Source organism: Salinibacterium sp. 10G20-15, assembly GCF_057365065.1.
In genome coordinates, this window is sequence record NZ_CP195118.1 from 898015 (window position 1) to 924599 (window position 26585).

26 protein-coding genes are annotated in these 26585 nt (G+C 62.5%); 12 read left to right on the forward strand and 14 right to left on the reverse strand.

The annotated features are described in order from the left end of the window. Nucleotides 1-7: 7 nt before the first annotated feature. From ACR3YK_RS04300 to ACR3YK_RS04320, 5 genes are read right to left on the reverse strand one after another with little or no spacing between them, the layout of a single operon-like run. Nucleotides 8-763 carry a heme ABC transporter ATP-binding protein gene (locus ACR3YK_RS04300; RefSeq protein ID WP_486175985.1) on the reverse strand — a complete coding sequence of 252 codons (756 nt, stop codon included), beginning with the start codon at nucleotides 761-763 and terminating at the stop codon, nucleotides 8-10. After that, entirely contained in the window at nucleotides 760-1818 is a 1059-nt protein-coding gene (locus ACR3YK_RS04305; RefSeq protein ID WP_486175986.1) for a FecCD family ABC transporter permease, read from the reverse strand. Before ACR3YK_RS04305 ends, ACR3YK_RS04300 begins: the two co-directional genes overlap by 4 nt. Beyond that, complete coding sequence (gene lplAB, locus ACR3YK_RS04310) at nucleotides 1797-2846, reverse strand: lipoate-protein ligase LplAB (protein ID WP_486175987.1); 1050 nt, start codon at nucleotides 2844-2846, stop codon at nucleotides 1797-1799. Before lplAB ends, ACR3YK_RS04305 begins: the two co-directional genes overlap by 22 nt. A gap of 33 nt (nucleotides 2847-2879) precedes the next feature. Continuing rightward, nucleotides 2880-3341: an HIT family protein gene (locus ACR3YK_RS04315; protein ID WP_486175988.1), complete on the reverse strand. Its 462-nt coding sequence runs from the start codon at nucleotides 3339-3341 to the stop codon at nucleotides 2880-2882. After that, nucleotides 3342-4313, reverse strand: coding sequence for an alpha/beta hydrolase (locus ACR3YK_RS04320; RefSeq protein WP_486175989.1), 972 nt, complete (start codon nucleotides 4311-4313; stop codon nucleotides 3342-3344). It lies immediately after the preceding gene. A gap of 121 nt (nucleotides 4314-4434) precedes the next feature. On the opposite strand from ACR3YK_RS04320, the gene ACR3YK_RS04325 reads away from it, so the two are divergent. Together ACR3YK_RS04325 and ACR3YK_RS04330 are read left to right on the forward strand one after the other, a co-directional pair. Then, a complete protein-coding gene (locus ACR3YK_RS04325; RefSeq protein ID WP_486175990.1) occupies nucleotides 4435-4851 on the forward strand; it encodes a MarR family winged helix-turn-helix transcriptional regulator in 417 nt (138 codons plus the stop codon). After that, nucleotides 4848-6185 (forward strand): MFS transporter, encoded by a 1338-nt coding sequence (locus ACR3YK_RS04330; RefSeq protein WP_486175991.1) that lies wholly within the window; start codon nucleotides 4848-4850, stop codon nucleotides 6183-6185. Before ACR3YK_RS04325 ends, ACR3YK_RS04330 begins: the two co-directional genes overlap by 4 nt. A 61-nt stretch (nucleotides 6186-6246) precedes the next feature. On the opposite strand, the gene ACR3YK_RS04335 is transcribed toward ACR3YK_RS04330, so the two are convergent. From ACR3YK_RS04335 to ACR3YK_RS04345, 3 genes are read right to left on the reverse strand one after another with little or no spacing between them, the layout of a single operon-like run. After that, nucleotides 6247-7095 (reverse strand): transglutaminase family protein, encoded by an 849-nt coding sequence (locus ACR3YK_RS04335; RefSeq protein ID WP_486175992.1) that lies wholly within the window; start codon nucleotides 7093-7095, stop codon nucleotides 6247-6249. Continuing rightward, complete coding sequence (locus ACR3YK_RS04340; RefSeq protein ID WP_486175993.1) at nucleotides 7092-8024, reverse strand: alpha-E domain-containing protein; 933 nt, start codon at nucleotides 8022-8024, stop codon at nucleotides 7092-7094. Before ACR3YK_RS04340 ends, ACR3YK_RS04335 begins: the two co-directional genes overlap by 4 nt. Then, nucleotides 8018-9685, reverse strand: coding sequence for a circularly permuted type 2 ATP-grasp protein (locus ACR3YK_RS04345; protein ID WP_486175994.1), 1668 nt, complete (start codon nucleotides 9683-9685; stop codon nucleotides 8018-8020). Before ACR3YK_RS04345 ends, ACR3YK_RS04340 begins: the two co-directional genes overlap by 7 nt. Before the next feature lie 85 nt (nucleotides 9686-9770). Here ACR3YK_RS04345 and ACR3YK_RS04350 point away from each other — a divergent pair, with 85 nt between their 5' ends. Beyond that, nucleotides 9771-10415, forward strand: coding sequence for an alpha/beta hydrolase (locus ACR3YK_RS04350; RefSeq protein ID WP_486175995.1), 645 nt, complete (start codon nucleotides 9771-9773; stop codon nucleotides 10413-10415). A 44-nt stretch (nucleotides 10416-10459) separates the two neighbouring features. On the opposite strand, the gene ACR3YK_RS04355 is transcribed toward ACR3YK_RS04350, so the two are convergent. Beyond that, nucleotides 10460-11158 carry a potassium channel family protein gene (locus ACR3YK_RS04355; protein WP_486175996.1) on the reverse strand — a complete coding sequence of 233 codons (699 nt, stop codon included), beginning with the start codon at nucleotides 11156-11158 and terminating at the stop codon, nucleotides 10460-10462. Beyond that, nucleotides 11151-12509: a TrkH family potassium uptake protein gene (locus ACR3YK_RS04360; RefSeq protein ID WP_486175997.1), complete on the reverse strand. Its 1359-nt coding sequence runs from the start codon at nucleotides 12507-12509 to the stop codon at nucleotides 11151-11153. The genes ACR3YK_RS04355 and ACR3YK_RS04360 overlap by 8 nt, the downstream gene beginning before the upstream one ends. Before the next feature lie 220 nt (nucleotides 12510-12729). On the opposite strand from ACR3YK_RS04360, the gene ACR3YK_RS04365 reads away from it, so the two are divergent. Continuing rightward, entirely contained in the window at nucleotides 12730-13203 is a 474-nt protein-coding gene (locus ACR3YK_RS04365; RefSeq protein ID WP_486175998.1) for a fluoride efflux transporter FluC, read from the forward strand. Next, nucleotides 13200-13574 (forward strand): fluoride efflux transporter FluC, encoded by a 375-nt coding sequence (locus ACR3YK_RS04370; protein ID WP_486175999.1) that lies wholly within the window; start codon nucleotides 13200-13202, stop codon nucleotides 13572-13574. The genes ACR3YK_RS04365 and ACR3YK_RS04370 overlap by 4 nt, the downstream gene beginning before the upstream one ends. 13 nt (nucleotides 13575-13587) lie before the next feature. Here the strand turns inward: ACR3YK_RS04370 and ACR3YK_RS04375 are convergent, their stop codons facing one another. After that, complete coding sequence (locus ACR3YK_RS04375; RefSeq protein ID WP_486176000.1) at nucleotides 13588-14028, reverse strand: nitroreductase family deazaflavin-dependent oxidoreductase; 441 nt, start codon at nucleotides 14026-14028, stop codon at nucleotides 13588-13590. A 96-nt stretch (nucleotides 14029-14124) separates the two neighbouring features. On the opposite strand from ACR3YK_RS04375, the gene ACR3YK_RS04380 reads away from it, so the two are divergent. Next, entirely contained in the window at nucleotides 14125-14616 is a 492-nt protein-coding gene (locus tag ACR3YK_RS04380) for a hypothetical protein (protein WP_486176001.1), read from the forward strand. Between the two features lie 43 nt (nucleotides 14617-14659). On the opposite strand, the gene ACR3YK_RS04385 is transcribed toward ACR3YK_RS04380, so the two are convergent. Then, nucleotides 14660-17230, reverse strand: a complete 2571-nt coding sequence (locus tag ACR3YK_RS04385) for a helix-turn-helix transcriptional regulator (RefSeq protein WP_486176002.1) — start codon at nucleotides 17228-17230, stop codon at nucleotides 14660-14662. Nucleotides 17231-17361: 131 nt separating this feature from the next. On the opposite strand from ACR3YK_RS04385, the gene ACR3YK_RS04390 reads away from it, so the two are divergent. Then, entirely contained in the window at nucleotides 17362-18279 is a 918-nt protein-coding gene (locus tag ACR3YK_RS04390) for an NAD(P)-dependent oxidoreductase (protein ID WP_486176003.1), read from the forward strand. Between the two features lie 36 nt (nucleotides 18280-18315). Here ACR3YK_RS04390 and ACR3YK_RS04395 read toward each other — a convergent pair whose 3' ends face one another. Then, nucleotides 18316-20871: a family 78 glycoside hydrolase catalytic domain gene (locus ACR3YK_RS04395; RefSeq protein ID WP_486176004.1), complete on the reverse strand. Its 2556-nt coding sequence runs from the start codon at nucleotides 20869-20871 to the stop codon at nucleotides 18316-18318. Nucleotides 20872-21225: 354 nt separating this feature from the next. On the opposite strand from ACR3YK_RS04395, the gene ACR3YK_RS04400 reads away from it, so the two are divergent. The 3 genes from ACR3YK_RS04400 to ACR3YK_RS04410 all read left to right on the forward strand — a co-directional run bounded on the left by ACR3YK_RS04400 (nucleotide 21226) and on the right by ACR3YK_RS04410 (nucleotide 24392). Further along, nucleotides 21226-22536 carry an ABC transporter substrate-binding protein gene (locus ACR3YK_RS04400; protein WP_486176005.1) on the forward strand — a complete coding sequence of 437 codons (1311 nt, stop codon included), beginning with the start codon at nucleotides 21226-21228 and terminating at the stop codon, nucleotides 22534-22536. A 93-nt stretch (nucleotides 22537-22629) separates the two neighbouring features. After that, the gene (locus tag ACR3YK_RS04405) at nucleotides 22630-23565 is read left to right on the forward strand and encodes a carbohydrate ABC transporter permease (RefSeq protein WP_486176006.1); all 936 of its coding nucleotides are present in this window, start codon (nucleotides 22630-22632) and stop codon (nucleotides 23563-23565) included. Continuing rightward, on the forward strand, nucleotides 23562-24392 hold the full coding sequence (locus ACR3YK_RS04410; RefSeq protein WP_486176007.1) for a carbohydrate ABC transporter permease: 831 nt from the start codon (nucleotides 23562-23564) through the stop codon (nucleotides 24390-24392). Before ACR3YK_RS04405 ends, ACR3YK_RS04410 begins: the two co-directional genes overlap by 4 nt. Here ACR3YK_RS04410 and ACR3YK_RS04415 read toward each other — a convergent pair. Further along, a complete protein-coding gene (locus ACR3YK_RS04415; protein ID WP_486176008.1) occupies nucleotides 24389-25228 on the reverse strand; it encodes an AraC family transcriptional regulator in 840 nt (279 codons plus the stop codon). The genes ACR3YK_RS04410 and ACR3YK_RS04415 overlap by 4 nt on opposite strands. 143 nt (nucleotides 25229-25371) lie before the next feature. On the opposite strand from ACR3YK_RS04415, the gene ACR3YK_RS04420 reads away from it, so the two are divergent. Beyond that, nucleotides 25372-26340: an NHL repeat-containing protein gene (locus tag ACR3YK_RS04420; RefSeq protein WP_486176009.1), complete on the forward strand. Its 969-nt coding sequence runs from the start codon at nucleotides 25372-25374 to the stop codon at nucleotides 26338-26340. Between the two features lie 50 nt (nucleotides 26341-26390). Then, entirely contained in the window at nucleotides 26391-26582 is a 192-nt protein-coding gene (locus tag ACR3YK_RS04425; RefSeq protein WP_486176010.1) for a ferredoxin, read from the forward strand. Nucleotides 26583-26585 lie beyond the last annotated feature (3 nt).

Here is a 26585-nt window from a genome sequence, read left to right on the forward strand (position 1 = left end):
GCGGAAGTTAGCGCCGAGGGACGACGACCGGATGCCCGCCCACGACGTGCAGGTCGACCGCGAGGCCATAGACCCGCTCGACTCGCTCGGCGGTGAGCACCTCGCTGGGAGTGCCGATGGCGTCGAGCGTGCCGTGCGCGATAAGCGCGAGGCGGTCGGAGTAGGCGCCGGCCAAGCTCAAGTCGTGGAGCACCACGACGACGGCCCGGCCCTCCTGCGCCATCGTGCGGGCGACGCGCATGACGTCTTCTTGGTGGCGCAGGTCGAGGGCAGCGGTTGGCTCATCCAAGAACACGACGGGCGTGTGTTGAGCAAGCACGCGCGCGAGGGAGACGCGCGCTTTTTCGCCACCCGACAGCGTCGTGTAGCGACGGTCACCCAGGTGAGCGACATCCGTTACTTCTAAGGCTTCGTTGACGACAGCAACATCGTCGCGACTCTCGACTTCGCGCGCCCAGGGGCTGCGACCCATTGCTACAACCTCGGAGACACGGAAGGGAAAACTCACGCTGTTCTCTTGAGTGAGCACGGCACGCAGTCGGGCAAGCTCGCCGTGGCGGATGCCGCCCACGTCTCGACCGTCGATGGTCACAGTGCCGCTGTCGGGCTTTCGATCGCCGCTCAACACTGCGAGCAGAGTGGATTTTCCGGCACCGTTCGGGCCAACGAGGGCGAGCACTTCGCCGGGCGCCACGTCGAGGCTGACGTCGTCGAGAATGGCGCGGCCGCCGAGCCGCACACCGATATTGCGTGCGCTGATCATGCCCAGCCTCCGCTCTGGCGACGCTGACGGAAAAGCAGGTAGAAGAAGAACGGGCCACCGACGAGTGAGGTGAGCAAGCCAATCGGCAGGTCGCCACCCGCAACGACGGAGCGGGCGAGCAGGTCGGAGAGCACGAGCAGCACGCCACCGCCGATGGCACTCGCGACGATGAGCGCGCGGTGCGCTGGGCCGATCACCATGCGCATTGCGTGCGGCACCACGAGACCGACGAAGGCGATGATGCCGACGAACGCCACGGCCACACCGGTGAGCAGCGCAACGATGACGATCGAGACAATGCGGAGGCGTTCAACGTTGACGCCGAGGTGGCGGGCGTTGCGCTCCCCCAGCGCCAAAAGGTCAAAGGGGCGAGCGAGCACGATGGCGGCAGTGAGGCCCACGGCGGTGACGAGCGCGACGATGAGCACTTCGCTCCACCGCGATCCGTTCAACGATCCGAGCTGCCAGAACACGATCTGCTCGCGGCTGCCGGAGTCGGCAATGAACAGCAGGAAGGCCAAGCCCGCGCCAGCGAAGGCATTGACCGCGATACCGGTGAGTAAGAGCGTGACGACTTCGGTGCGGCCATTGGCACGCGAGACGAAGTACACGAGCAGCGTGGCGAGCAGTCCGCCGACGAAAGCGAAGAGCGCAATCGCCCCATCCCCGAGCGCGGAAATTCCTACGACGATCGCGATGGCCGCACCGAGAGCGGCACCGGATGACACTCCGACGACGCCCGGTTCAGCCAGCGGGTTGCCGAAAATGGCCTGCATGACGGCGCCGGCCACGGCGAGGGCAGCACCCACGACCAGGGCCATCGCTATGCGCGGAAAGCGTACGACCCAGAGCGTGGATTCCACGATGGAGTCACTCGGGGCCCACTCGTTCTGGATGCCGAGCGCCCGCAAGACAGAACCGCCCACTTCGGCGGGGCTTACGGGCAGTTGCCCGAGCACGGCAGACGCCACGACACCGCCGAGCAGTAGAGCGGCCAGGGTGAGCGTGAGGGTCACGCCGCGGAGGGTGTGGTTCACGGAACGCGCTGCAACCACTCTTCGGTGCCGAACTTCTCGGCAACGAGTTCTTCAGCGCGCGCAATCTCGTCGCTCGTCAGTTCACTCTCGGCAAGGCCATGGAGCCCACGGAAGGTCGCAACCATGGTGTCGATGATGTCGGCACGTTCCATTCCGGTCTGGCTGCGCAGTGGGTCAACCCGCTTGGCCGCCGACTTGGTGCCCTTGTCGCTCATCTTCTCGCGACCGATGCGCAAGACCTGAACCATCTTGTCGCCATCCATGTCGTAGCTCATGGTGACGTGGTGCAGCACGGCGCCGGCGCCGAGACGCTTCTGGGCGGCTCCGCCGATCTTGCCGGTGGGGCTCGCAATGTCATTGAGCGGCTGGTAGCTCGCTTCGATGCCGAGCGACTTGAGGGCGATGATGACCCACTCGTCGAGGAAAGCGTAGGAGTCCGCGAACGTCATCCCCTGCACGAGTTCGACCGGTACGTAGATCGAGTAGGTGATCACGGTGCCGGCTTCCATGAACATGGCGCCTCCACCGGAGATGCGACGCACGACCTCGAAACCGTACTTCTTGGCGTTCTCGAGGTCGACTTCGTTGCGCAGCGATTGGAAGCTGCCGATTACGACGGCGGGCTTGTTCCACTCCCAGATGCGCAAAGTGGGCTTACGGCGACCGGAGGCGACCTCTTCGGAGAGCACCTGATCCATCGCCATTTGCATGCGGGGTTCCAGCGGCGGGCCCGTGACAATCTGCCAGTCGTAGTCTTTCCACGTCGTGGCACGCTGCAGGGCGCGACGGATGGCCGTGGCCACCGATTCGGCAGAAAAGCCGAGCATCACCGTGCCCTCGGGCAGTGACTGCTGAATTGCGCTCGTGATGGCCTTCGCGTCGGAGTTAGCGGGCAGACCTTCGATGGCGGCGTTGATGTCTTCGAGGGCCTCATCCGGCTCTAAAAAGAAGTCACCAGCGAGACGAAAATTGGTGATCGCGTCATCGACAACATCGAGATCGACCACTACGAGTTTTCCGCCGGGCACCTTGAATTCGCCGTGCATCGCTCACCCCTGTCTAGTTGTGCTGAATCCAGCCTACTGGGCAGCGTCAGACTGCGGAATTGACCAGTCGAGCGGGGGAACAAACTCCCCATGCCCGTGGTCGATCATCCGTGCTCGCAAACGCTGAAAAGCCTCATCGAGCGCCTCGGTGCCGGGATCGCGATTGATGCCGGTGTGGCTGTACTCGTAGACGGTCCACGACGGCCACACGTGCAAGTGCGCGTGCGGCACCCGGTAGCCCTCAAACATGACGCCGACGCGATCGGAGTCCCACTCGTCACGCTGGGCGAGACCGATGAGGCGCCCCACACGAAAGATGTGCATCGCGAGTTCTTCGTCGAGATCGCTCCACCGATCGACCTCGATGCGCGGAATCACGAGCGCGTGACCGGGTTTACGGGGCTCGATCGTGAGAATGGCAAAGACACGGTCATCCGCCCAGATAAAGCGTCCGGGTGAGCGACCGTTAAGGATCTCGGTGAAAATCGACGCCATCTATTTGGAGGGTGCAGGGTCAGAGGGCGCTGCCTTACCGGGCGCTGAATCGGGGTGCGTCGCCTCGTTCTTGGCTGCGGGTGGCAGCGGGGCATCCGGATGCACGGGCTTGAGCCGCGCATCGAGCCACGCCACCAGGTCGGCGATCACTTCGTCTTTATTGGTCTCGTTGAAGATCTCGTGACGCGCGCCCGGGTAGACGATCGCTTCAACGTCAGTGAGCTTCGAACGCACAACATAGTCGGCGGCGAGCGCTTCGATGCTCGCTTCTCCGCCGAGCGAATCTTCATCGCCGATCATGATGAGCAGCGGGATGTCGCGGGCGAAGTTCTTGGCCGGGCGCCCCAGAAGCCGCATTCCATCGATAGGGCCAAAGAGCTTGAGGGCATCCGCATAGAACGTCAGGGGGTCGTTCACGAAGTCTTCGGCAACCTGCGGATCGCGGCTGAGCCACTCGTACCCGGTGATGCCCAGGCTCTTGTGCTTGGCGTTGAGGTTGCCGCTATTCATGTGAGCGAAGGTGCGGTGCGCGGTGCCCGTGAGGATCGCGACCTCGTATTCCTTGGAGTGCTTGTTGAGCACGTCTTGCACCATGAGCGAGCCCCACGAGTGGCCGAGCAGAGCGAGCGGAAGAGTGGGGTGATCGCGACGGATGATGGCCGAGAGTTCGCGGATGTTTTCAGTGGCGGCACGCAGCCCGCCCTTGCCAAGCTTGCCCAGCTTGCTGGCGTCTCCCGCGTTTTGGTCGAGACCGGTGGCACCGTGGCCGCGGTGGTCGTCGGCGTACACCGTGTACCCGGCGGCGACGAGGGCTTGAGCAACGTGCTCGTAGCGACGGGCGTGATCGCCGAGGCCGTGGGTGAGTTGCAGAACCGCATGGGCTTTCGGTGATTCCCAGCGGTAGTAGTGAATCGTGACGCCGTGCGCGTCGACGTAGGAGTGATCAGTTCGTGGCACCGTAAACGTGGGCATGAGGGCCTCCTTGCTATGCCATTCTACGGCCGCGAACGTGAGAGCAGAATGAGCGAGTGTGGCTCGCTCCATCGGCGGTACAGAAACTAGTTAGCAAGACTAATTTGCTAGACTAAGCAATATGCCTGACGACCTAGACGACGAACTCCGCATCGCCTTCATGCGCATTGCGCGTCGCATCCGCCAGCAACGCCACGACGACACCCTCAGCGACAGCCAACTCTCCGTTCTTTACGCGCTCAGCCACCACGGCGCCAGTACGCTCGCGGCCCTCGCCGAGCACGAGCGCGTCACCCCGCCGTCGATGAATCGCACCGTCAACTGCCTCAGCGACGAGGGCCTCGTCACGCGCTCCAGCTCCCCCGACGACGGCCGCAAAGTGCTCATTGAAGCGACGGATGCGGGAGTCGAGCTAATCGCCAAAACTCGCCAGCGCCGCGCCGAATGGTTCGCCGCCGAACTCTCGACACTCTCCGCTGACGAGCACGCCGCCCTCCACGCAGCCATCCCGGTGCTGTTGAAGTTGGCCAATTCGTGAGCGCAATGTTCCGCTCGCTTCGCTTCTTCAACTACCGGCTCTGGACCATTGGCGCGATTGTCTCCAATACGGGCGCGTGGATGCAACGCACCGCCCAGGACTGGATCGTTCTTACCGAACTGACCGACCATGACGCCGCGGCTCTCGGGTTCACGATGGCGCTGCAGTTCGGTCCCCTGCTGTTGCTCATGCCCATCGCGGGAATCATCGCTGACCGCTTCGACCGCCGCGTCGTGTTGCTCTGGACTCAGTTCAGCCAGTTCGTTCTCGCCCTTGGCCTCGGCATCCTCGTCGTCTCGGGCTACGTCGAGCTCTGGCACGTGTACGTCTTTGCGCTACTTCTTGGTGTGGCTACCGCGATCGATGCACCCGTTCGTCAAGCCTTCGTCTCGGAGCTCGTGAGCGACAAAGACCTGCCCAACGCGGTCGCGCTCAACTCCATGTCATTCCAGAGCGCCCGCCTCATCGGCCCCGCGATTGCTGGAGTACTCGTTGCCGCGATCGGCTCCGGACCGGTGTTCCTCGTGAACGCGGCCTCGTTCGCGGGCGTGCTCGCGTCGCTGTGGTTCATCCGTCGCAACCAGCTCTACCCCGTGGCCAAACTCGGGCGAGCGAAGGGCCAGATTCGGGATGGACTGCGCTACGTGCGCAACCGGCCAGACATCCTGATCGTGCTCGTCATGGTCTTCTTGGTCGGCACCTTCGGCTTCAACTTCCCCGTCTTCATCTCCACCATGGCGACCACCGAATTTGGCAAGGGCGCAGCAGAGTTCGGCCTACTCTCGTCGATGATGGCCGTGGGCGCGATCGTCGGCTCGTTGTTAGCCGCTCGCCGCGAGCGCGCACGCTTCGGCGTCGTCGTGGTCGGCTCTGCATTCTTCGGAATGGCGTGCCTGATCGCCGCCCTCTCCCCCAGCTACTGGACCTTCGGCGCCGCCCTCACGATCGTCGGCGTCTCCTCGCTGACGATGATGACAACCGCCAACGCCTACGTTCAGACCTCCACGACACCGATCATGCGTGGCCGCGTCATGGCTCTCTACCTCGCGATCTTCGCCGGCGGCACCCCTATCGGCGCCCCCATCGTCGGCTGGGCCGCCAACGAACTCGGCGCCCGCTGGGCCCTCGGCATCGGCTCGCTCTCGGGCCTGCTCGCTGCAGCATTCGCCATCACCTGGCTTGTCTACAGTCGCGGGATGCGCGTGGGCCGCGTGCCCGAAAGTCGCTTCCGTCTGCGGTTGCGCTTCCCACCCGAGCCCACGCCCGATGAAGAACGTGAACTCGCGACACAAGAGATCGCGATTGTGGAAAGCACCACTCGCCGCACAAGCTAAACGCAGTGTGGGGCGGATGCTCGCAGCATCCGCCCCACCTGTCGTTGACGTCTCTGGTGACCTACGCCTCGCGGGTGATCTCCACCTTCACGAATAGCTTCGAACCGAACGGTCCCGCGTACACACCGCGCAGGGGTGGCACATCGTTGTAGTCGCGACCGCGACCCACGAGCACGTGCCGGTCTCCGATATCGATGAGGTTGGTCGGGTCGTAGCCGCGCCACTGCCCGGCACAGAACCACTCGATCCACGCATGGGATTCGCCCGTGACCTTCTCACCGATAGCAGCATCCGGTTTCGGGTGAAGGTAACCAGACACATAGCGAGCCGGGATGCCGACCGAACGCAAAGCGCCGAGCGCGAGGTGAGCGATGTCCTGACAGACACCCTTGCCACCGGTCCACGCTTCTGCCGCGGTCGTTGCCACTCCCGTGACGCCGCTCATGTACTCGATGGCGTTACCGATGGCCTTCGAGATTTCGAGCGCACTCTCGCACGCGTCATCCGACTTCGCTGCAATATCTTTCGCGAGCGCGACGACCTCAGCCGGCGGCTCGGTGCGACGCGTCTGGCTGAGGTTCTCGACGGCATCCATCGACAACTCGGCGGCCGCTTCAAGCTCGGCCCACGACATGCACTGGGAGTCGTGCTCGCGCTCATGAACCTCAACAAGGCTCGTGGCGGTCAACGACAACTCTTTATGACCCGTCAGCACCTCAAACGAAGCAACGCGCGAACCCCAATAGTCGACATAGTTGCTCTGGCTAGAGAGCGGCAAGATGTCGAGGTTCGAGAACAACACGAGTTGGCTCTCGACACTGGCGGGCAGCATCCGAGCCTCGTTGTATGAGGCGGTAACTTCGCCGCCGTAGCTGAAACCCGTGGAATGGACGATCCGCAGTCGCTTCATGAGATCTCTCCAACCCACTCGGGAGCGGCATTTGTGGGGAAGTAGCGGAGACGCACTGCCTCCGAAGCCGCACTCGTTGCCGCCTGCACTCGATCCATATGGTGAGGCAGATCATCCAAAATTTCGGCGATCGGCCGATACTCCAACTCGCTGCGAATCTTGCCAAGCAAACGCTGCGCATCGTCGTTTACGCCGACACGGTTCATGCGGTGGGGCTCAAGCTCACGCATGCAGTCCTCAGCCCGCGAAACAGAGAAGAGGATGCTGCGCGGGAACAGGCGATCCAGCAACAAGAATTCGGCGGCGTTGCTCGCACTCGGCACACCGCGATAGGTGCGCAAGTAGGGCTCGTAGGCGCCACACGATCGCAGAATTGTGGTCCACGACGGACCGCTGGCTTCCGTGAGGCTTCGCGTAGCCAAGAGTCGCGCGGTCATATCCGCGCGCTCAAGACTGCGCCCCAGGGTGAAGAACTGCCACGCTTCGTCCCGACTCGTTGCGGACTCGACAATGCCTACGGCCAGAGCGGAGCGCTCACGAACCCAAGAGAAGAAGTCAGCGACCTTGTCTCCCGAAATTCGGCGCGGCATCCGAGTCTGAGTGGTGTTGAGGCACTCCCACAACTCGGTGGAGACGATCTCGCGAGCACGACGCGCGTTCTCGCGAGCGGCACCCAAGGAATACGCGATCGAGGCGGGTTCGGTACGGTCAACCGCGAGGATCGACAACACGTCACCGCGAGTGAGACTGACATCGGCGGGCGCCTCGCTCCCCATCACACTCAACAGCGCGCGGCAGGCGTCATCCTCTTCAATCCACGGATCTTCGAGGAGCAACTGAAGGTGAACGTCGAGGATGCGGGCGGTGCCGTCAGCACGCTCAATGTAGCGACCGATCCAGAACAGCGATTCTGCGATGCGACTCAGCATGAGTGACCTCCCTCGGTGTCGATGCTCTGCTGTTGCTGCTCTTCTTGACGCTGTCTCTGCGTGAGCGTTCGAGTGGTGTCATGATCCTCGGCGTGATCAGCGTGACCGGATGCCTCGAGCAGCATCTCGGGGGTGATGACGGAAATTGCTTCCGTGTCAGCCTGACCTTCAACGAGGCCCTGCACACTGCTGGACGACTCTTCGAGCTTTTCGCGACCAACAACCCACGTGTCTTTCGAGCCACCACCCTGTGAACTGTTGACGACGAGCTGACCCTCGGGCAGTGCAACGCGAGTGAGACCACCCGGCAGCACCCAGACATCGTTTCCGTCGTTAACCGCAAAGGGGCGAAGGTCGGCGTGACGCGGCCGCATACCGTCGTCGATCACGGTGGGGATCGTCGACAGTTGGACCACGGGCTGCGCGATCCACCCGCGCGGATCCTTCAATAGCTGCTTGCGCAGCGTCTCCAATTCCGGCTTCGTTGCGGCCGGACCAATCACGAGGCCTTTACCCCCGGAACCATCCACGGGCTTCACCACGAGCTCGTCGAGCCGGTCGAGCACTTCCTCCAACGCCCCCGGATCTTCGAGTCGCCAGGTATCGACGTTGGGGATGATCGCCTTCTCACCGAGGTAGTACTCGATGAGGTCAGGCAAGTAGGTGTACACGAGCTTGTCGTCGGCGACACCGTTTCCCACCGCGTTGGCGATCGTCACGTTTCCGAGGCGAGCCGCGAGCATCATGCCCGGGCTGCCCAACATGGAGTCGGCACGGAACTGCAGCGGGTCGAGGAACTCGTCGTCAACCCGGCGGTAGATCACGTCGACCCGAGTGGGGCCCGCCGTGGTGCGCATCCAGACCCGACCGCCAGAGCAGAACAGGTCTCGACCCTCCACGAGTTCAACGCCCATGAGGCGTGCGAGCAGCGTGTGCTCGAAGTACGCGGAGTTGTAAACACCCGGAGTGAGCACCACGACATTGGGGTCATCCACCCCGCCCGGCGCACTGGCCCGCAAAGCCTGCAGCAGCTTGTGGGGGTAGTCGCCCACGGGTCGAACCCGCATCGAGACGAACAATTCGGGAAGCGTTTGGGCCATCACGCGACGGTTCGAGATCACATAGCTCACACCACTGGGCACGCGCACGTTGTCTTCGAGAACGCGCCACGCACCAACTTCATCGCGGATGAGGTCGATACCGCTGACCTGAATACGCACACCGTTGGCCGGCTCGATTCCCGCCGCCTGACGATGAAAGTGGCTGGAGGACGTGACCATGCGAGCAGGGATCACTCCGTCTTTGATGGCATTCTGCGGCCCATAGATGTCGGCCAAGAAAGCTTCGAGCGCGAGAACTCGCTGCTTGATACCTGACTCGACCTGTTTCCACTCGGAGAGGTCAATAACTCTGGGAACTGCATCCAGAGGAAAGGGTCTCTCTTCGCCAGCGAAGTCGAAGGTAACGCCCTGGGCGAGGTAACTGTCGGCGAGTGCTTCAGTACGTCCGCGCAGTTCTTCCTGCGTCATTTGCGCCAGCGCGTCATGAATCTCGCGGTAGGGGCGACGTATCTCGCTCTCGGCAGAGAACATCTCATCCCACGCGGCTGGTCCGCTGCGTGTGGAGGCGCTTGATGTGTATCCGTCAAACAAATCTGCCATGTACCGACACTAGGCGGGTTAAGGGATTTGCGCGCGAAAGTGCGTTGATTCAGCCATATCGACGCGCACAATTTACAGTTAAGTAATGGCTGCCAACCTCCCCACAATTCTCGTTCTCCCCGGTGGAGGGTATTCGCGCCTCGCACCCCACGAAGGCGAGCCCGTTGCTGCCTGGCTGCGCTCAATTGGATGGAATGCTCGCGTCGTTGAGTACCCCGTTGCCACGAAACACCCCGCCCCATTGCTGGCAATTCAGTCTGAAATTGCGAAGGAACGTGCGCTAGGGGCACCGCTCGTGGGTGTTGTGGGCTTTTCCGCTGGAGGTCATTTGGCCGGCCACGCGGCGGTGGCCCCCGTTGCTCACGACAACGAACGCCCCGACTTTGCCGTGCTCGGCTACCCCGTTGTCACCATGACAGGCGAGACGCACGCCGGCTCTCGCGAGAACCTCATCGGGATGGATGCCAACTCCTTCCTACGCGAAGACACCTCACTTGATCTGCTGGTCACGCCCGCCACGCCTCCCATGTTTATCTGGCACACGGCTGCCGACGAGCCCGTTCCGGTCGAAGCCCACTCGTACCCACTGGCCATGGCACTGGCGGCGGCCGGCGTGCGCCACGAATTGCACGTCTTCGCCGACGGCAAGCACGGCCTCGGTCTTGCCGAGGGCACGCCCGCTGAAGCGTGGCAGGCACTGTGCGAGATCTGGTTGAGTTCGCTGCTCTAACGAGAGCTCGCCGCTAGCTAACGGCGCAAACGCGGCGTCGCTGGCTAGCGGCGCAAGCTGAACGCCTCGGCTCGGTTGGTCGGGCCCGACACGAGAATGGTGTCGTCGGCGGCGATGACAGTTTTCTCATCGGTGTAGGTCCAAGTGCCACCGAGCGGGCGAACAGCGGTGATGGTGACGCCCGCGGTCGATCGCACTCGAGACTCCCCCAGCGTCTTGCCGATAATCGCGGCCGGCGGGGCCATCTTGACGAGCGAGAAGTTGTCACCGATCTCGAGGTAGTCCTGCATCGATCCCCGCACGAGGTGAGCGACGCGACGCCCCATTTCTTTCTCCGGGTAGATCACGTGACTGACACCGAGCTGTTCCAAGATCGTGCCGTGCGCATCGCTCACGGCCTTGGCCCACACGTGCGCCACGCTGAACCGCAACAGCAGCGACGTGGTCAGGATGCTCGCCTGAATGTCACTGCCGATCGCCACGACCACACGGTCAAACTCGGGCACCGCCAACTGCTGCAGCACCTCCTCGCGCGTGGAATCAGCCGAGACCACATGGGTCAACTGGCCATTCATCTCCTGCACGATCGACTCATCCACATCGACCCCGAGCACTTCGGTGCCGTTGGCCATGAGTTCCAGCGCCAAAGCGCGCCCGAAACGGCCCAATCCGATGACCGCCACCGAATCTGCGGCGGCCACGGACGAGGCATCCGAACCAGAGAACATGCGCAATTTAGCCAATGATGGGCCTTTCTTTGGGAAGTTCATACAGGACAGCGCGCTCACGCAGAGCCAGCGCGGTAGCAAAGCCAATAGGGCCGAGGCGGCCCACAAACATGAGGACAGCCAAGATGAGTTGTGCGGCCACCGGCAGCTCGGGCGTAATGCCCTCCGAGAGGCCGACGGTGCCGAACGCCGACACCGTTTCGAACAGCACGGGACTCAACGGCAACCCCGAGAGCAGCATGATCGTGACGGTGGATGTCGCGACAACGCCCACCGAAAGCAAGACCACCGCAATCGCTTGGCGGTGCACCGCGCGCGACAGTCGCTTGCCAAAAACGTTCACGACGCCGTCTCCGCGCACCTCCGCGAGGAGGATGAAGAACAGCACCGCGAAAGTTGTGATCTTGATGCCACCGGCAGTGCCGGCGGGGCCACCACCGATGAACATGAGCGCGGTCATCCCGAACTGGCTTGCTTCGCTCATAGCGCCGATGTCGATGCTGTTGAAGCCCGCCGTGCGGGTTTGCACCGATTGGAAGAACCCAGCCAGAAGCTTGGTTTGCCAATCGAGGGGGCCGAGGGTGGCGGGGTTGTTCCATTCGATGAGCGTGATGTAGATGGTGCCGGCGACGAGCAACAGCGGGGTAGCCGCCACGACGATGCGGGTGTTCATGCTCCACTTGAGGCGGTTGCCGCCGTGCCGCAAGAGTTGCACGATCACGGGGAAACCGAGACCGCCGAGGATAATCTCGGCGCACAGCGTGAGCGAGACCACCGGGTCGTCGACAAACGAGATCATGTTGTTGCTGAAGAGAGCGAAGCCCGCATTGTTGAACGACGACACCGCATGGAAAATCGCAAACCACGCCGCCTCCCCCACGCTGTAGCCGTAGCGCAGCAGAAACCAGAAGAAGAGGATGAGCGCGCCGATGCCCTCGATAATGAGCGAGATCTTGAGCACGCCAAGAATCAGCGAGCGCACATCACCAAAACCGACGCTCTTGGTCTCGGCGGCGGCGGTAATGCGTGAGCGCAGGGAGAGGCGGCGGACCACGGCGATGCCGATGATGGAGGCGAAGGTCATGACACCAAAGCCACCCACCTGGATGAGCACCATGATCACGGTCTGACCGAAACCGGTCCAGTAGGTCGGCGTATCGACAATCACATGGCCAGTCACACACATCGCCGAGACCGCGGTGAAGAACGCCTCAACGAGCGTTGCGCCACCCGGACCGGTACGCGAAATGGGTAACGCCAGCAGGGCTGTGCCCGCTGCGATACCAATCAGAAACCCCAGGAGAGTCAGCTGCGCTGGGTGAACCAGTTTTCGCTTATTACCCGCCGCACGGACGATAGTGTGCACCGGCACACACTACGCCTGTTTGGGCCCAAACAGCACGACTCTTGATTCGCTACGCTTAAGGCCAACCACCGCAACGACCGGAGACGTCACCGTGCCCCACGCCCCGGAGAACCGGATGCAGGCCGAGCGAACGCAGGCCGGCCCCGACCAGCTCCGCCCTCCAGTTCGGCGGCCGTGGTATTTTCCGCGTTGGCGACGACGCTTCCGGGCTCGCTTGCCAATGAACAGCGATATCGAGATCACTCGCACCGTCGTGGGGATGCCCGAGATGATCCGTATCCGCCCCCGTCATCTTGCGCTCGCCGCCCTCGGTGGTGGGCTTGGCGCGGCAGTGCGGTTCATCATCGCGCAGAGCACCCCGATCTGGGAGACGCTCTCACTCGGCACCGTAATTGTTAATGTGGCTGGCCCGTTCTTGCTCGGGTTACTTCTTCAGATTTTGGCCGAACGTCACGAATCAAGACGGATGCGCGTCATCCGCCTCCTCACCGCCGTTGGGTTCCTGGGAGCCCTTACCAGCTACGCGCAGCTCGCCGTCGACATTGTGATCGTCTCCGAACGCCACCACGTGCTGCTTGCCGCCGCCTACGGCACTGCAACCTTGATCGCCGGAGCGGGAGCCGTATGGCTGGGAGTCTTCACGTCGAAGAGTTGGTTCCGCATTCTGCGCCAACACGAACGGTTGGTTCGATGATCATTGGAGCACTCTTCATCACTGTCGCGGGCGGGCTCGGCGCCGCCCTGCGCCTCGCCGTCAACGCGTTCGTGCACCGCCGCATCCGCACCAACTATCCCGTCGCGATGTCCATTATCAATATCAGCGGATCGTTTCTGTTTGGCCTCATCACGGGAATGACGGCCGGCCACATCGTGCCCGAAGAGCTCGGCCTCTACGCCGGGGTCGGCATGGTCGGCGGCTTCACTGCGTTCAGCACAACGAGCTTTCAGACCCTGCGGCTGCTGCAAGAAAACCGCGTGTGGCTCGCGATCGCGAACTCCTTCGGCATGCTTGCCGTCGCCGTTGCGATGGCGGCACTCGGGCTCACGCTCGGTCGGGTGTTGTAGCCCGACCGTTCGCTCAAGCGCTGATCGGCTCCAACACGAAGACCGGAATCTCGCGCTCAGTTTTGGCTTGGTAGTCCGCGTAGTCGGGGTAGGCCGCAACCGAACGCTCCCACCAGAGAGCCTTCTCGTCACCGGTCACTTCGCGCGCCATGAAATCGCCCTTGAACCCCACATCGTGCAACTCTACGTGCGGGTTAGCCACGATGTTGTAGTACCAGACCGGATGCTTCGGGGCACCACCCAGCGAAGCAACAACGGCGTAGTGGCCGTCGTGTTCGACGCGCATGAGAGCGGTCTTACGCAGCTTGCCGGATTTGGCTCCGACCGTCGTCAAGACGATGATCGGCATCCCACGCATGAGATTGCCTTCATGGCCGTTGCTCGCCTCGAAGACCTCGGCCTGCTTGCGGGCACCCTCTGACGTGCTGGGTTCGTATTCTCCTGTTAGCGGCATGGTTCCACGTTACCTTTCTGGCGCCACAAGACCGTACTCAGAGATAGGTAATTTCTACTCACGCGCGGAGGCAAGCCCGAGCGGTTTACTGTTCGCATGATCACTTCACAGCGCGCGCTGAACAGCGCCACCGCCATCGCAATCGCGGCCGGCCTCACCGTTTCCCTTTCCGGTTGCTTTGGCAACCCTCTCGAGAGCTTCACCGACAACCTCATCGAGGACACGGTGGAGAACGCGATTGAGGGCGCGACCGGTGTAGACGTCGATGTTGATGGCGACGGTTCGGGAGGCTCGCTGCCCAAGTCGTGGCCCGCCGAGGTTCCTGCCCCCGACGGCGAAATTGTCTTCTCGCTCGGCATCGATGGTGGCTACAGCGCAACGATTCAGGTGGGCTCTGAGGCCGCCGCCGAAGCAGGCTACGAGAACCTCGTCGCCAATGGCTTCGAGATAGTCTCCGAGATTTCGCTCGGCGATAACGGCTACCTGTATGGACTCGAGAGCGACGGCTGGAACGTTCAGTATTCCTGGGGCACCACAGAGGAAGACGGCACTCTTGTGAACATGATTCTCTCCGCAGTCGAACAGTAAGCATCAGCGCTAGTGGCGGTGCGTCGCGCAGCGAACGCCGCCACTACAGCTCAGAAAGAAACTCTTCGAGTTCCACCCGGCCCTTGACGCCCAGCTTGCGATAGATACGCGCGAGGTGATTGTCGACGGTACGAACCGATAGCCCCAAGTGTTCACCGATTTCGCGACTGCGTTTACGGCCAGCGGCGGCACGGGCGATCGTCCATTCCCGCTCGGTGAGCTCATCCGTGATGGCCTCGCCTGGCATGCGATCCATGTCGGCAGCGAGGCGGCGGGCGAGCAACGTGGCCTTACGCTCCAACTCGCTGCGGTCGGCCTTTGCTGCGCTACGTGCGCCTTCCAGAAGGCCATCGACCGCGAGCGCGACAACTCCTGAGGTGGCAAGTGTGGGGGCGAGTTCGCAGAGGCGTGCGACATCCGCTTCGGCCGCGGCGAGAGCCCATTCGTGGATGCGGGCAATCAGCGGAGACGGCGAAAGTTGCGTCAGCAATTCCACCTGTTCGAGCGCGGCCGCCGGATGCCCGACCCGAATCGCCACGGTCAGGGTGAGGGCGCTCAACAGGAAGTGGCCCAGGATGATGCCCTCAGCAACGGCGGCAACGATGACCGCCGCCGCTTCCTCGGCACGCCCCTCGGCGGCAAGCAACCAGGCCTCACACTCGGCGCGCTGCAGAATGACCTTGGCGTCGCCGGCATGTTCCGGGGAAACCTCGGAAAGTAGCTCGCGCGCCGTTTCGAGCTCGCCCAGTTGCGCGTCGACGGTGGCATGGAGGGTAACGGCGGTGCCGAGGAGGCCGGTGAAGTCGCGCCATTTAAGCTGCTCGACCGCGAGCGTCGCGAGAGCTTGAGCATCACAGAGTCGCCCCTCGTGCAGGCGAACGATGGCCAGCGCATACGACCACATTCCCGCCGAATCGGCGAAACGGTCGAGACGCCGTTGGGCGGCAAAGTCGCGAGCGCGCACGATCTCGGCATCAGCAACGAGGGCTAAGAACTCGGAAAGGTCGAGAAGCGAACCCGCAAAGGGCGCTTCGAAACGATGAGCCTCCACGAGGGGACGAGTCTGAAGAATGGCAGCGAATGCATCGGCGGGGTTGCCCGCCATCGTTGCGATCATCGCCGCGGTAAGCCCCGCGTTCACAGCGCCGAGTCCGCCGTCGGGCGATACCGGATCCGCTACGTCGGAGAGGGCCCCCGCATCTCCCGTCATGAGTTGCCACTTGGAGAGTTCCGGACGCAGCACCGCTTGAGCACCGGCATCCATTCTCGACAGTTCACACGTCACACGATCGACAGCATCCGAAGGGCGAGCGAGCCGATAAACCATGTGCTGGCCCCAGCGCGCGAGGGCGATGGCACGCTGTTCTTGATTCTGAGACAGTGCGATGGCGGACTCAAAAACAGCGGACGACCGCTCCGACTCGGCGAGCGCCGAGAGGGCACTAGCCAACACGAGCTCGGGCGCGAAACGGCGTTCGGCGAGCTGGGCGCGTTCAGCGAGCGATGCTGCGACCGCATGGTCCCCGGCGGCATGCGCGTAGCTTGCCGCCCAATCCAAGTCGTCTTCACTAATGACGGCATCGGTGGTGGTGAGCAACACCGTTGCTGTAAAGCGCAGCTGCTGATCGCTCATCGGCATCAATCGCCCGGCGATCTCCTTCACCAGATCGGCACGCTCGGTCTGCCCAAGGTCAATCGTGAGGGCCTCGGCAAACAACGGATGCGCTAGCCGCACGAGCGGGGTAGTTTCGTCGCCGGCGTCCTCAGCGATGCCCTCACTCGTGAGATAGGCCAAGGCATCACCCTCGTCGGCAGCGATAGCCGAACGCGGGATGGGTTGAGCGATGGCGATCAGTTGCGCCAAGCGGCGCTGAGCCGCCGAAAGCTGCTCTACGCGGTCGGCAATCGTGGCGCGCACGTGTTTTGGTAGTGTCGAGATCGACACCTCAACACCAAAATCACCACTGCGGATGCCGCCCGCTCGCCCGGCCGCAAAGACCAGTTCCCGCAGCATCAGTGGGTTGCCTCGGCTCGCCTCAAACAGGGCGCGAAGACTCTCGGGGCGCAGAGTACCGCCCAAATACTGTTGAAGGACCGACTGGCTGTGTTCGAGACTCAGCCCCTCAAGCTCGACGATGTCGATCAAGTTTTCGTGCAGCAGACGCGCGAGGGGGCCGTCAACCTCGTGCGAGTCGCGAGCAGTGAGCAGCGTCGTGACGCCGAAGACGCGCACGAGTTGGTACAGCACGCTGGCAGAAACGGCATCCAATAGAGGCGCGTCATCAATAACGAGAACGAATTTCTGCGGGTTCTCCCCCACTACCCCCACGAGGGCCTGCACTCGGTCACCCACGCTCTCGATATCGTGTTTGCCCGCGCTGGCGAGCACCGGGGCGAGGGCTCCGAGTGGAACGTCGACTAACTCGGCAAGACCGATAACGGGGATCACAGTTCGCCCGTCGGCACGGAGCGCATTCGAAATGTGGGCGCCCAATGTTGTCTTGCCGACGCCACTCGGACCGCGCAACATCACCGACCGCGGACGCGGGCTGCGAAGCGCCGCGAGCACAGCATCCCGCTCGCTTTCGCGGGGTACGACCGGCCAGCGCGCCATGACGCCCCTCCCTCCGAGCGATAGTCAACGTCGCGGACAGCCTAGTGGCCGGGTGTTGCGAGGTGAATAGCGTTTCGGTGAGGCATGCTGGAAAGGTCGTTGCCCGTCGCCGAGTTCAGGAGCCCTGCGCCATGATCACCATTGCCCTTCCCGACCAGCAGATCTTCGACCGACTCGCGCCGCAATTGCCCGACGCCAACGTGATTGTGTGGAGCCCCGCCGACGGCACGCCCCCCGCGCACATCGACCTCGTGCTCGTTGGCTACTTGGGCGCAGCCGGTGGCCTCGGCTCGTTCGCCGGAATGGATGTCGCGGCCATCCAGTCCCAATCGCTCGGCTACGACGGCGTCGAGAATCAGCTACCCGCCGGCATCACCTACTGCAACGCTGTAGGAGTCCACGAAGCTTCCACCGCCGAACTCGCTGTCGGCATGATCATCTCTGAACAGCGCGGCTTTCCGGCGCACTTCACGAACCAGCAGACCGGCACGTGGGACCAGCGCGAGCAGCCCGGAGTCGCCGGCAAGACCGTCGTGATCGTGGGTGCCGGCGGAGTCGGAAATCAGATCGCCGACAAGCTCGCCCCCTTCGATGCCAACGTCGTGCGGGTCGCCCGCAGCAACCGCAGCGACGAACGCGGAGCCGTTCAATCAATGGATGCGCTTGCCTCGCTGTTGGCGAAAGCCGACATCGTCGCGATCGCCGTTCCCCTCAGCGACACCACGACCAACCTCGTCGATGCCGCCTTCCTTGAGGCGATGAAACCCGGCGCGCTGCTCGTGAATGTCTCTCGCGGCAAGATCGTGAACACCGACGCTCTTGTGGCGGCGGCATCCGCTGGCCACGTTCGAGCGGCGCTCGACGTCACCGAGCCCGAACCGCTGCCGAGCGATCACCCGCTCTGGTCGACTCCCGGCGTGACGATCACCCCGCACATCGGCGGCGCAACCTCAGCGATGCACGCTCGAGTGGATGCCCTCATGCGCGAGCAGACACGGCGCCTTGTTGCTGGTGAGCCCCTCGCCCACGTGGTGGTTGACGGGCGCTAGCGGCCTCCACCGCTAACGCCCGACCGCTCAGTACTACTAGCTAGCGGGCTGGGCGATCACCGGCTGAGTGACAACGATGGCATGAGTTCCGGCGCTCAGCGAGACACCGTTCTCTACCGTGACGCCGTCAACGGTAATCACCGAAGTGTCGTCAACTGGGACATCCAGCAGGCCGGTGCTTCCCACGGGAAGCGTGACCGTAGCTAGCAGAGCACCGTTCTCGACACGCCAGTCGATAGAGACTTCGCCAGGGCGCGCCTGGATCGAGGCTCGCGCCCAGTCGATTCCCACAGCGGGACGCGGAGCAACATGCACGAGCTCATAACCGGGGCGCTCCGCGTCGGGAGCGATTCCGGCGACAGTGCGGTAGACCCAGTCGATCACTGCGCCATACGCGTAGTGGTTGAACGAGATCATCGAGTCGCCCGTGTCCATGTCGCCCTGGTGGATTGAACCATCGGGCTGGATGGCGTCCCAGCGTTCCCAGATCGTCGTTGCTCCGCGGTCAACCTGGTACAACCACGACGGAGCATCGCGGCGCAGCAGCATCAGGAAGGCTTCATCGTTGTGGCCCGTGCGGGTCAAGGCAGGTAGGACCAACGGAGTGCCGAGGAAGCCGGTCGTGATCCGGCCAGCGGTTTCCCGCACGAGCTGAGCCAACTCGTTGCCGAGTGTCTCGTGCTCAGCGACGGGCGCGATTGTGAATTCGATAGCCATCGCGAGTCCGGCGGCGCTAGTACGCGCATCGGTTCCCCAGCGCTTCCAGGTCTCGGCAGCAACGGCATCGGCGAGCGCGTCCATGCGAGCAGCTTCGTCAGCGTCGCCGACCAAGCGCTCCGAGCGGGCCAGCAGCCGAGCAGAGTGCGCGTAGAACGCATTCGCCACGAAGTCTGCAGACACCTTCGCCTCCCACGGGCGGTCACCCGGAGCGTCGGGGTCGAGCCAGTCGCCGAACTGGAACTCAGGAGACAGCACGATGCCGTCGCCCGCCCAGTTGGCCAGGTAGGTTACCCAGCGGCGCATACTCGAAAGCTGCTGCTCGAGCACTTCGGTCGAACCGTAGGATTCGTAAATCGACCAGGGCACGATCGTTGCTGCATCGCCCCAGCCGGCGCGCCCCATGATCGAGGTGGGAACACCATCGAGAAGGAAGTCGGAGTCGATGAGCATGTTGGGCACTACTGCAGCGACCGCGCCGTCGTCATCCTGATCGATTTCAAGATCGAGTAGCCACGAACGCCAGAAGCTCTCAGTGTCGAAGAGGGTGTTGGCGGTCATGGCGAACGCCTGAGCATCACCAGTCCAGCCCATACGCTCGTCGCGCTGCGGGCAGTCCGTCGGAACAGAGACAAAGTTGTCTCGCTGCGACCACAGCACGTTCTCGTGCAAGCGGTTCAGCGCCGCGTGCGAGCTCTCGAAGTGACCGCGGCGCGGGGTATCGGAACTGATCGCAATGCCAACGGCACTGACAACCTCGGCGTCACCCGACACATCCGCATACCGGAAACCGTGGAAGGTGAAGCGTGGTTCGAGCACGTGCTCCCCATCGCGGTCGAGCACATAGGTGTCTGTTGCCTTCGCCGAGCGAAGTGCCGCAACATGCAGAGCGCCGTCAGGCTCAAGCACCTCTGCGTGGCGAACCGTAACGGTGTCACCTTTCGCGCCACGAACGACCAGTCGGACCCAGCCTGCGATGTTTTGGCTGCCGTCGAGCACGGTGCGTTCTCCGGTGGAGACCGTGGTCATCGGGAATTCGGCGATGGTGCGGATCGGGGGCGCGATGCGGGGAACAAACAGTGCCGGGTCGACATCCAGAACCTGCACTGCGGTCCACGCGCTGTCGTCGAAACCGGGGCTGCTCCAGCCCGTGGGCTCGAGCGAGAAGTCGATGGCGGTGCCGTCGTAAATGCTCGACGCCGTGACCTCTCCCGTGGATGCTCGCCACGAGTCATCGGTGAGGAACTCCTCGTGGCTGCCATCGGCGAATTCCACCTCAAGCTGAGCGATGAGGCCGAGCTCGGTGCCGTAGATCGCGTCGCGGTCACGCCAGCCAAGGCGGCCACGGTACCACCCGTCCCCCAGCATCGCGCCGAGCACGTTCTCGCCTTCGGTGAGAAGCGCAGTGACATCATGCGTCGCGACCACGATGCGTTCTTGGTAGGACGTCCAGCCCGGAGAAAGGTGCTCCTGACCAACGCGTGCGCCGTTGATCGCGAGCTCGTGCACCCCGAGCGAGCTCACGCGCAGTCGTGCACGCACGGGCTTGCTCGCCAGAGTGAGCGAACGACGAAAGTAGGGCGAGACACCGGCGAGCGGGGCGGGCGCACTAATGACGGCTGCGGTGAGCGCGTCGACGCCTGCTTCGACGGCAAGTTCGTCGCTCCAGGCGGTCCAGCCGGCAACTGTCGCCACGCGAACACGGAAGTAACGCACGCCCGCAGCGGGCAGATCTCCCCCGGGAGCGATGATCCCGGATGCTCCTCTGCCCTCGACCGGCTCGGCTAAACAGTCTCGGTCGATTCCCTCGTCACGCCAGGAAAGCTGGTAGCCGAGCGCCGGCTGTGACTGGGCGCCCTCTAGCTTCCAGTTCAATCGCAGCCCAGACCGCGGTACGCCAATGAGGTCAGCGCTGTACTGGGTCCGCAGATGAGCTACCTGAAGTTGATCGTCTGACTTTTCGAGAGTCGGTAAGAATGCCACGGATGCGGGCCCTTTCGTTTACATCGTTGTAAGTTCCACAGTACATAAAACGTTTCAATTAAAACATCCCCGTGGAGGCTTGTTTGCGGCGACAGCATGGCCGACGGTCGCCAAATAACCTCATTGATCCTCATATTATCGGCGCCTGATTGACAGCTTCTTGATTCGCCCGTATTCTTTCACCACGTTGAACCGATTCAATAATGCACCACACACACATTCCGACTTTACAAGGAGGTAAAGCAGATGAACGCACTTACCAAGCGACGCAAGCTCATGGCAGCACTCGTGACTGGAGCAGCACTTTCACTCACCATTGCCGGCTGTTCAACCGGCGGCGCATCGGCGGACGGCAAAGTTGAGCTGTCACTGCTCGTCGACAACACCGACGCCAACATTGCGACGGTAGAGGCCCTTGCCGAGGCATTCACGGCCAAGAACCCTGATATCGAGATCGAAGTTCAGACGCGCCCCGGCGGCGAAGAGGGCGACAACCTCATCAAGACCCGCCTTGCCACAGGCGAGATGACCGACCTGTTCTGGTACAACTCTGGTTCACTTATGCAGGCGTTGAACCCCGACCAGACACTACTTAACATCGCAGACGAACCATTCATGGAAACCGTCACTTCAACCTTCATCGACGGCGTCAGCACGCCGAACGGCGTTTACGCTGTTCCGGCCGGAACCGGTATGGGTGGCGGAATTCTCTACAACGAGGCCATCTACGCAGAACTTGGCCTCGAAGTCCCCGTCACCTGGGACGAGTTCATGGATAACAACGAAGCCATTTCTAACGCTGGTTACGACGCCGTCATCCAGACTTACACCGACGCATGGACCTCACAGCTCTTCGTACTCGGTGACTTTTACAACGTTCTCGCAGAAGAGCCCAACTGGGCGAACGACTACACCGCCAACAAGGTGAACTATGCCGACGACGACGTTGCCATCCGCGGCTTCGAACGTCTTCAAGAGGTATATGAAGCCGGTTACCTCAATGAGGACTTCGCCTCGTCGACCCTCGACGACGGGCTGCGCATGCTCGCTCAGGGTGAGGGTGCCCACTACCCGATGCTGAGCTTCGCCGTCTCCACAATCGTTGAGCTCTACCCCGACCAGGCTGATGACATCGGGTTCTTCGCCCAGCCCGGAGACGGCCCAGACAACGGCCTCACCACGTGGCTCGCAAACGGCATTTACGCTCCCGCCGACACCGAGCACCCCGACGAGGTCAAGAGCTTCATGGCCTTCATCGCCACTGAAGAGGGCTGTGACGTACAGTCCGACGCCGTGGGAGCGACCGGACCCTACTTCATCGATGGCTGCGTGCTCCCCGATGACGTTCCGAACGCCACCGCCGACATGCTCCCCTACTTCGAAACCGAAGGCGGAACCGCAGCAGCTCTCGAATTCCTCTCGCCCGTCAAGGGACCGTCGCTGCCGCAGATCACCGTCGAGGTAGGTTCGGGCATCCGTTCCGCAGCCGAGGGTGCGTCGTTGTACGACCAGGACGTCACTAAGCAGGCCCAGCAGCTCGGACTCGAAGGCTGGTAAGCAGCACTTCGGCAATACGCTGAAACAATCGCGGGGGTCGACTCGACTTCGAGTCGGCCCCCGCATTCATCCATCACAGTCAACGGAGACACCATGGCCATAACCACCGAGCGGCGGCTCGCGCGCCAGTCGAAGCAACCGACGCGGCATCCCGAAAAGTCTCGCAAGCGTCGCCACAAGAGCCAATACCCAATGTGGTTCTACATCCCGGCAGCCGTGCTGTTCTTCACCCTGTTCATTGTTCCCACCCTCGCGAGTTTCTATTTCAGCCTTACCCGCTGGTCACTCTTTGACATCGAGTTCATCGGCTTTGAGAACTTCGCCCAGTTCTTCCGCGAGCCTATGCTTATTCAAGGCTTCGTCAACACCTTCATCTTCGGATTCGTCACCTCAGGTCTGAAAGTTGTTCTTGGCCTTCTGCTTGCTGTGTTGCTTTCTAGCCAGATCATGGGCCGCACCTTTCTTCGCTCAGTCGTTTTCTTCCCCGTACTCGTCTCGGTCGTCGGCGTCGGCATCACCTTCCGGGTACTCATGGACCCCTTCGACGGCCTCATCAACACCGCCCTCGCGGGCATTGGCGTTGACGGCCCCGGTTGGCTCACAGACCCCAGCTACGCTCTGCTCTCCGTCGCTTTCGTCGAAGTCTGGCGCGGAGTCGGACTCGCAACCCTCATCTTCATCGCCGGAATCGTCGCCATCCCCAACGAATACTTCGAAGCCGCCACCACCGATGGAGCGAGTCCCTTCCAGAATTTCTGGCACATCACGCTGCCCCTGGTTCGCCCCGCCATGGTCACCGTCGTCATCCTCTCCCTCATCGGTGGGCTGCGCTCATTCGACCTGATCTGGGCTATGACCCGGGGCGGCCCCGGCTTCACCAGTGACGTCATCGCCTCCGTAATTTTCAAGCAGTATCAGGCAGGTTTCTACGGCCTCTCCAGCGCGGGCAACGTTGTTCTCTTCATCGTTGTCACCGCGATCATTGTGCCGATCTTCTGGTTCCTCAACCGTAAGGAGGCAGAACAATGAGCCGCCGTACCCGCTCCATCGTGACCGGATCCCTCGCGATCGTCGCATCGATCGTTGTGTTCCTCGTGCCCTTCACGTTCATCCTGATGACGGCGTCAAAAACTCGCCAAGAGTCTGCAGCGCTGGAGTTCTCGTGGCCGGAGCAATTCGCCCTCTTCGAGAACATTGTGGAGGTCATCCAAACTCGCGACTTCATGCTCATCACAGCATTCGTCAACTCGACCGTGCTGACCGTGGCAAGTGTCACCCTCATGGTGCTCTTCTCAGCGATGGTGGGATGGGTGCTTCAACGCCGCCAGTCACGCTGGAACCCGGCGATCAACCTCATGGTCCTTGCCGGGCTGATCATCCCGCCCGCAGTGGTACCCACCATCTGGGTACTTCAGGGTCTTGAACTCTTTGGTACGTTGCCCGGTCTTGTTCTTATTGAAGTGACTTTCGGATTGTCGTTCTCCGTTCTCATGTTTCGCGCGTTCATCGCCGCCATTCCTCGTGAGCTCGACGAAGCGGCGACGATTGACGGAGCGGGTCCCATCCGTCTGTTCTTCCAGGTAGCATTCCCGCTATTGCGGAGCGTCATCGTCACGGTCATCGTGGTGCAGGCGGTATTCGTCTTCAATGATTTCCAGAATCCGCTGTACTTCTTACCGGGCGACGAGAACGCAACAGTTCAGCTGACGCTCTATAACTTCCAGAGCCAATTCGACACCGCTTGGAACCTTCTATTCACCAATATTCTGCTCATCACGATCCCGCCGCTGGTGATGTACATCTTCTTCCAGCGACAAATCGTGGCCGGTATGACGAGTGGAGCGGTGAAGGGTTAGTCCAGAAGTTGGATGCCCGCGCGGTACTCCTTGGGGCTGATGCCGTAAGCGTTGCGAAAGATGCGGGCGAAGTAGTTCGCGTCGTCGATGCCCGCTTGCTCCCCGACCCGGGCAACGGCGAGGTCGGTAGAGACGAGCAACAGGGCGGCGCGCTCGAGTCGCACTTGCGCAATGAAGCGAGCGGGTGACGTGCCGAGCTCACGCCGAAAGATTCGTGTGAAGTGGGAGGGCGACAGATTCGCTGCCGCAGCCACTGCCGGCACCGACCAATCGTGGGCAGGATCAGCCACGATCTGCGCCACGACGCTCCACACCAGGTCACTCGACGAGGTTGCCACCTGCTCCACCCGATCAGGATCTCCGAAGTCGGTGAGCACCGCCATGATGCACGTCAGCAGCCCGACGCTGATCATGAAGGGCGCGTGCGGCCGTTGCTCAAGCGACGTCGCCCACGCCACGGCATCGTCGAAGACGTCGGCCGGTGCGGTCCAACTCGAGGTTCCGGCTGAAAGAAGGCGACGCGACGAGGTGACATCGGTGAAGAGCCACGGCAAATGCTCGAAGAGCACGCGCTCATCGAAGTACACGTTGACGACCGTCATGGTGCTGATGGGTTCGAACGAATGCCAGCTTCCCGGGCGAACCAGGAACACCGATCCCGCAACCGCGTCATCCGTTCCCGTGCGCGATATGTGCGTGCCATGACCACTGACAACGAGCGCGATCTCGACGAAGTCGTGAGCGTGAGGCTCAATCGTCTCGGGCACATCGACCGTTTCTGCGCCGATTCGACCGGAATCAGCTCCGAGAACTCCCGTGAGTGCGTAGCGGTCCATAGCGGCAAGCCTAGGACACCATCCCGGCAACCACGAGCGAAAAATGCTACTCAGTGACCAGCGGTTGCTAACAACTTCACCGAATGTGCGATCAAATCGAAGGATAGAAACTGGCTGGATTCAGCCTTGAAGGGTAGACAACGATGTCGTCATCTCACACGACCAGCACCGCAGCCGCCTCCAGCAACGGCTGGCGCGAAATTGCTCCTGAACTCACGGAAATCGCTGAGTGGTCGCATTCCGGCGCCGCTGTGCTGGCTGACGACCGCATTGTCGTTTCCACTCCCGGCAGTGCTCACGTCAGTGTGATCGCCCCCCATGGCTCCGTGACCACCATCCCCTGCGGCGCAGGCATTTACCACGGCATGGCCACCGACCCCGGCGCGTCCAGTTCCGCAGTCTGGCTCGCCGACATCGGCGTTGAAGCCAACGGTGGCGGGCTCTTCGTCTTCGACGTCGATTCCAAGGAGCTGACGGATGTCGGGCCCGACGACCGCACGACAGCCTCCGTTGTCGGATGGCGCCCCACCGCGCTCGCTGTCGAACGCGGCATCACCGACCCCGCGGGCTCCGTGCTGTGGGTTGCCGACGGCTACGGTCACTCACTAGTGCACCGCATTGAAGGCGGCCGCATCACGCTGACGATCGACGGCTCAGCATCCGGTCAAGCCTTCGATTGCCCCCATGGCATCGCCCTCGACGACCGCGGCGATGAGACCCTCGTGGTGGTTGCCGACCGCTCCAATGAACGCCTCGTCTGGTTCGACCTCACGGGTGCCTACGTGAAGGAACTACGCAGTCCCCTCATCACAAGCCCCAGCTCGATCACGGTTTACGACAACCGCCTCATCGTCACCGAGCTCTTTGGCGGACTCATCGCTGTGGCATCCGACGACACCGTCACCGACCTGCTGCACCGTTCCCCCCGCGAGCGCGTCGGCGCTTGGCCGAACAAAGGCGACAGCGACAACCCGCTGCGCCCGGCGGTCACCCCCGGCCAGATCAACAGCCCGCACGGCATCGCCACCACCAAGAATGGCGTTGTGCTGACCGAATGGATCATCGGCGGGCGCACCATTGTGCTCGGGCACGACATCGTCGGCGCGAACTAACCCCACCATGCTCATTGCACCCCAGCCCTCAACGGAACACAGGAGTTCTCATGAAAATCGAAATTGATGCCGCCGCTTGCGTCGGTGCCGGCCAGTGTGTTCTCACAGCAGAAGACCTTTTCGACCAGGACGACGACGGAATCGTGCTGCTGCTCAACGCTAAGCCCGACGAATCTCGCCATGCCGCCGCCCGGCGCTCCGCTGCGCTGTGTCCCGCGCGCGCGATCACCATTCACGAGTAACCC

Bases quoted from the DNA above. Each gene is read 5' to 3' on its own strand.
- ACR3YK_RS04315 (WP_486175988.1), bottom strand. From the start codon at position 3,341: ATGGCGTCGATTTTCACCGAGATCCTTAACGGTCGCTCACCCGGACGC.
- ACR3YK_RS04415 (WP_486176008.1), bottom strand. From the start codon at position 25,228: ATGGACCGCTACGCACTCACGGGAGTTCTCGGAGCTGATTCCGGTCGA.
- lplAB (WP_486175987.1), bottom strand. From the start codon at position 2,846: ATGCACGGCGAATTCAAGGTGCCCGGCGGAAAACTCGTAGTGGTCGAT.
- ACR3YK_RS04385 (WP_486176002.1), bottom strand. From the start codon at position 17,230: ATGGCGCGCTGGCCGGTCGTACCCCGCGAAAGCGAGCGGGATGCTGTG.
- ACR3YK_RS04350 (WP_486175995.1), top strand. From the start codon at position 9,771: ATGGCTGCCAACCTCCCCACAATTCTCGTTCTCCCCGGTGGAGGGTAT.
- ACR3YK_RS04325 (WP_486175990.1), top strand. From the start codon at position 4,435: ATGCCTGACGACCTAGACGACGAACTCCGCATCGCCTTCATGCGCATT.
- ACR3YK_RS04420 (WP_486176009.1), top strand. From the start codon at position 25,372: ATGTCGTCATCTCACACGACCAGCACCGCAGCCGCCTCCAGCAACGGC.
- ACR3YK_RS04400 (WP_486176005.1), top strand. From the start codon at position 21,226: ATGAACGCACTTACCAAGCGACGCAAGCTCATGGCAGCACTCGTGACT.
- ACR3YK_RS04370 (WP_486175999.1), top strand. From the start codon at position 13,200: ATGATCATTGGAGCACTCTTCATCACTGTCGCGGGCGGGCTCGGCGCC.
- ACR3YK_RS04405 (WP_486176006.1), top strand. From the start codon at position 22,630: ATGGCCATAACCACCGAGCGGCGGCTCGCGCGCCAGTCGAAGCAACCG.
- ACR3YK_RS04340 (WP_486175993.1), bottom strand. From the start codon at position 8,024: ATGCTGAGTCGCATCGCAGAATCGCTGTTCTGGATCGGTCGCTACATT.
- ACR3YK_RS04380 (WP_486176001.1), top strand. From the start codon at position 14,125: ATGATCACTTCACAGCGCGCGCTGAACAGCGCCACCGCCATCGCAATC.
- ACR3YK_RS04365 (WP_486175998.1), top strand. From the start codon at position 12,730: ATGAACAGCGATATCGAGATCACTCGCACCGTCGTGGGGATGCCCGAG.
- ACR3YK_RS04335 (WP_486175992.1), bottom strand. From the start codon at position 7,095: ATGAAGCGACTGCGGATCGTCCATTCCACGGGTTTCAGCTACGGCGGC.
- ACR3YK_RS04300 (WP_486175985.1), bottom strand. From the start codon at position 763: ATGATCAGCGCACGCAATATCGGTGTGCGGCTCGGCGGCCGCGCCATT.
- ACR3YK_RS04345 (WP_486175994.1), bottom strand. From the start codon at position 9,685: ATGGCAGATTTGTTTGACGGATACACATCAAGCGCCTCCACACGCAGC.
- ACR3YK_RS04375 (WP_486176000.1), bottom strand. From the start codon at position 14,028: ATGCCGCTAACAGGAGAATACGAACCCAGCACGTCAGAGGGTGCCCGC.
- ACR3YK_RS04390 (WP_486176003.1), top strand. From the start codon at position 17,362: ATGATCACCATTGCCCTTCCCGACCAGCAGATCTTCGACCGACTCGCG.
- ACR3YK_RS04320 (WP_486175989.1), bottom strand. From the start codon at position 4,313: ATGCCCACGTTTACGGTGCCACGAACTGATCACTCCTACGTCGACGCG.
- ACR3YK_RS04410 (WP_486176007.1), top strand. From the start codon at position 23,562: ATGAGCCGCCGTACCCGCTCCATCGTGACCGGATCCCTCGCGATCGTC.
- ACR3YK_RS04425 (WP_486176010.1), top strand. From the start codon at position 26,391: ATGAAAATCGAAATTGATGCCGCCGCTTGCGTCGGTGCCGGCCAGTGT.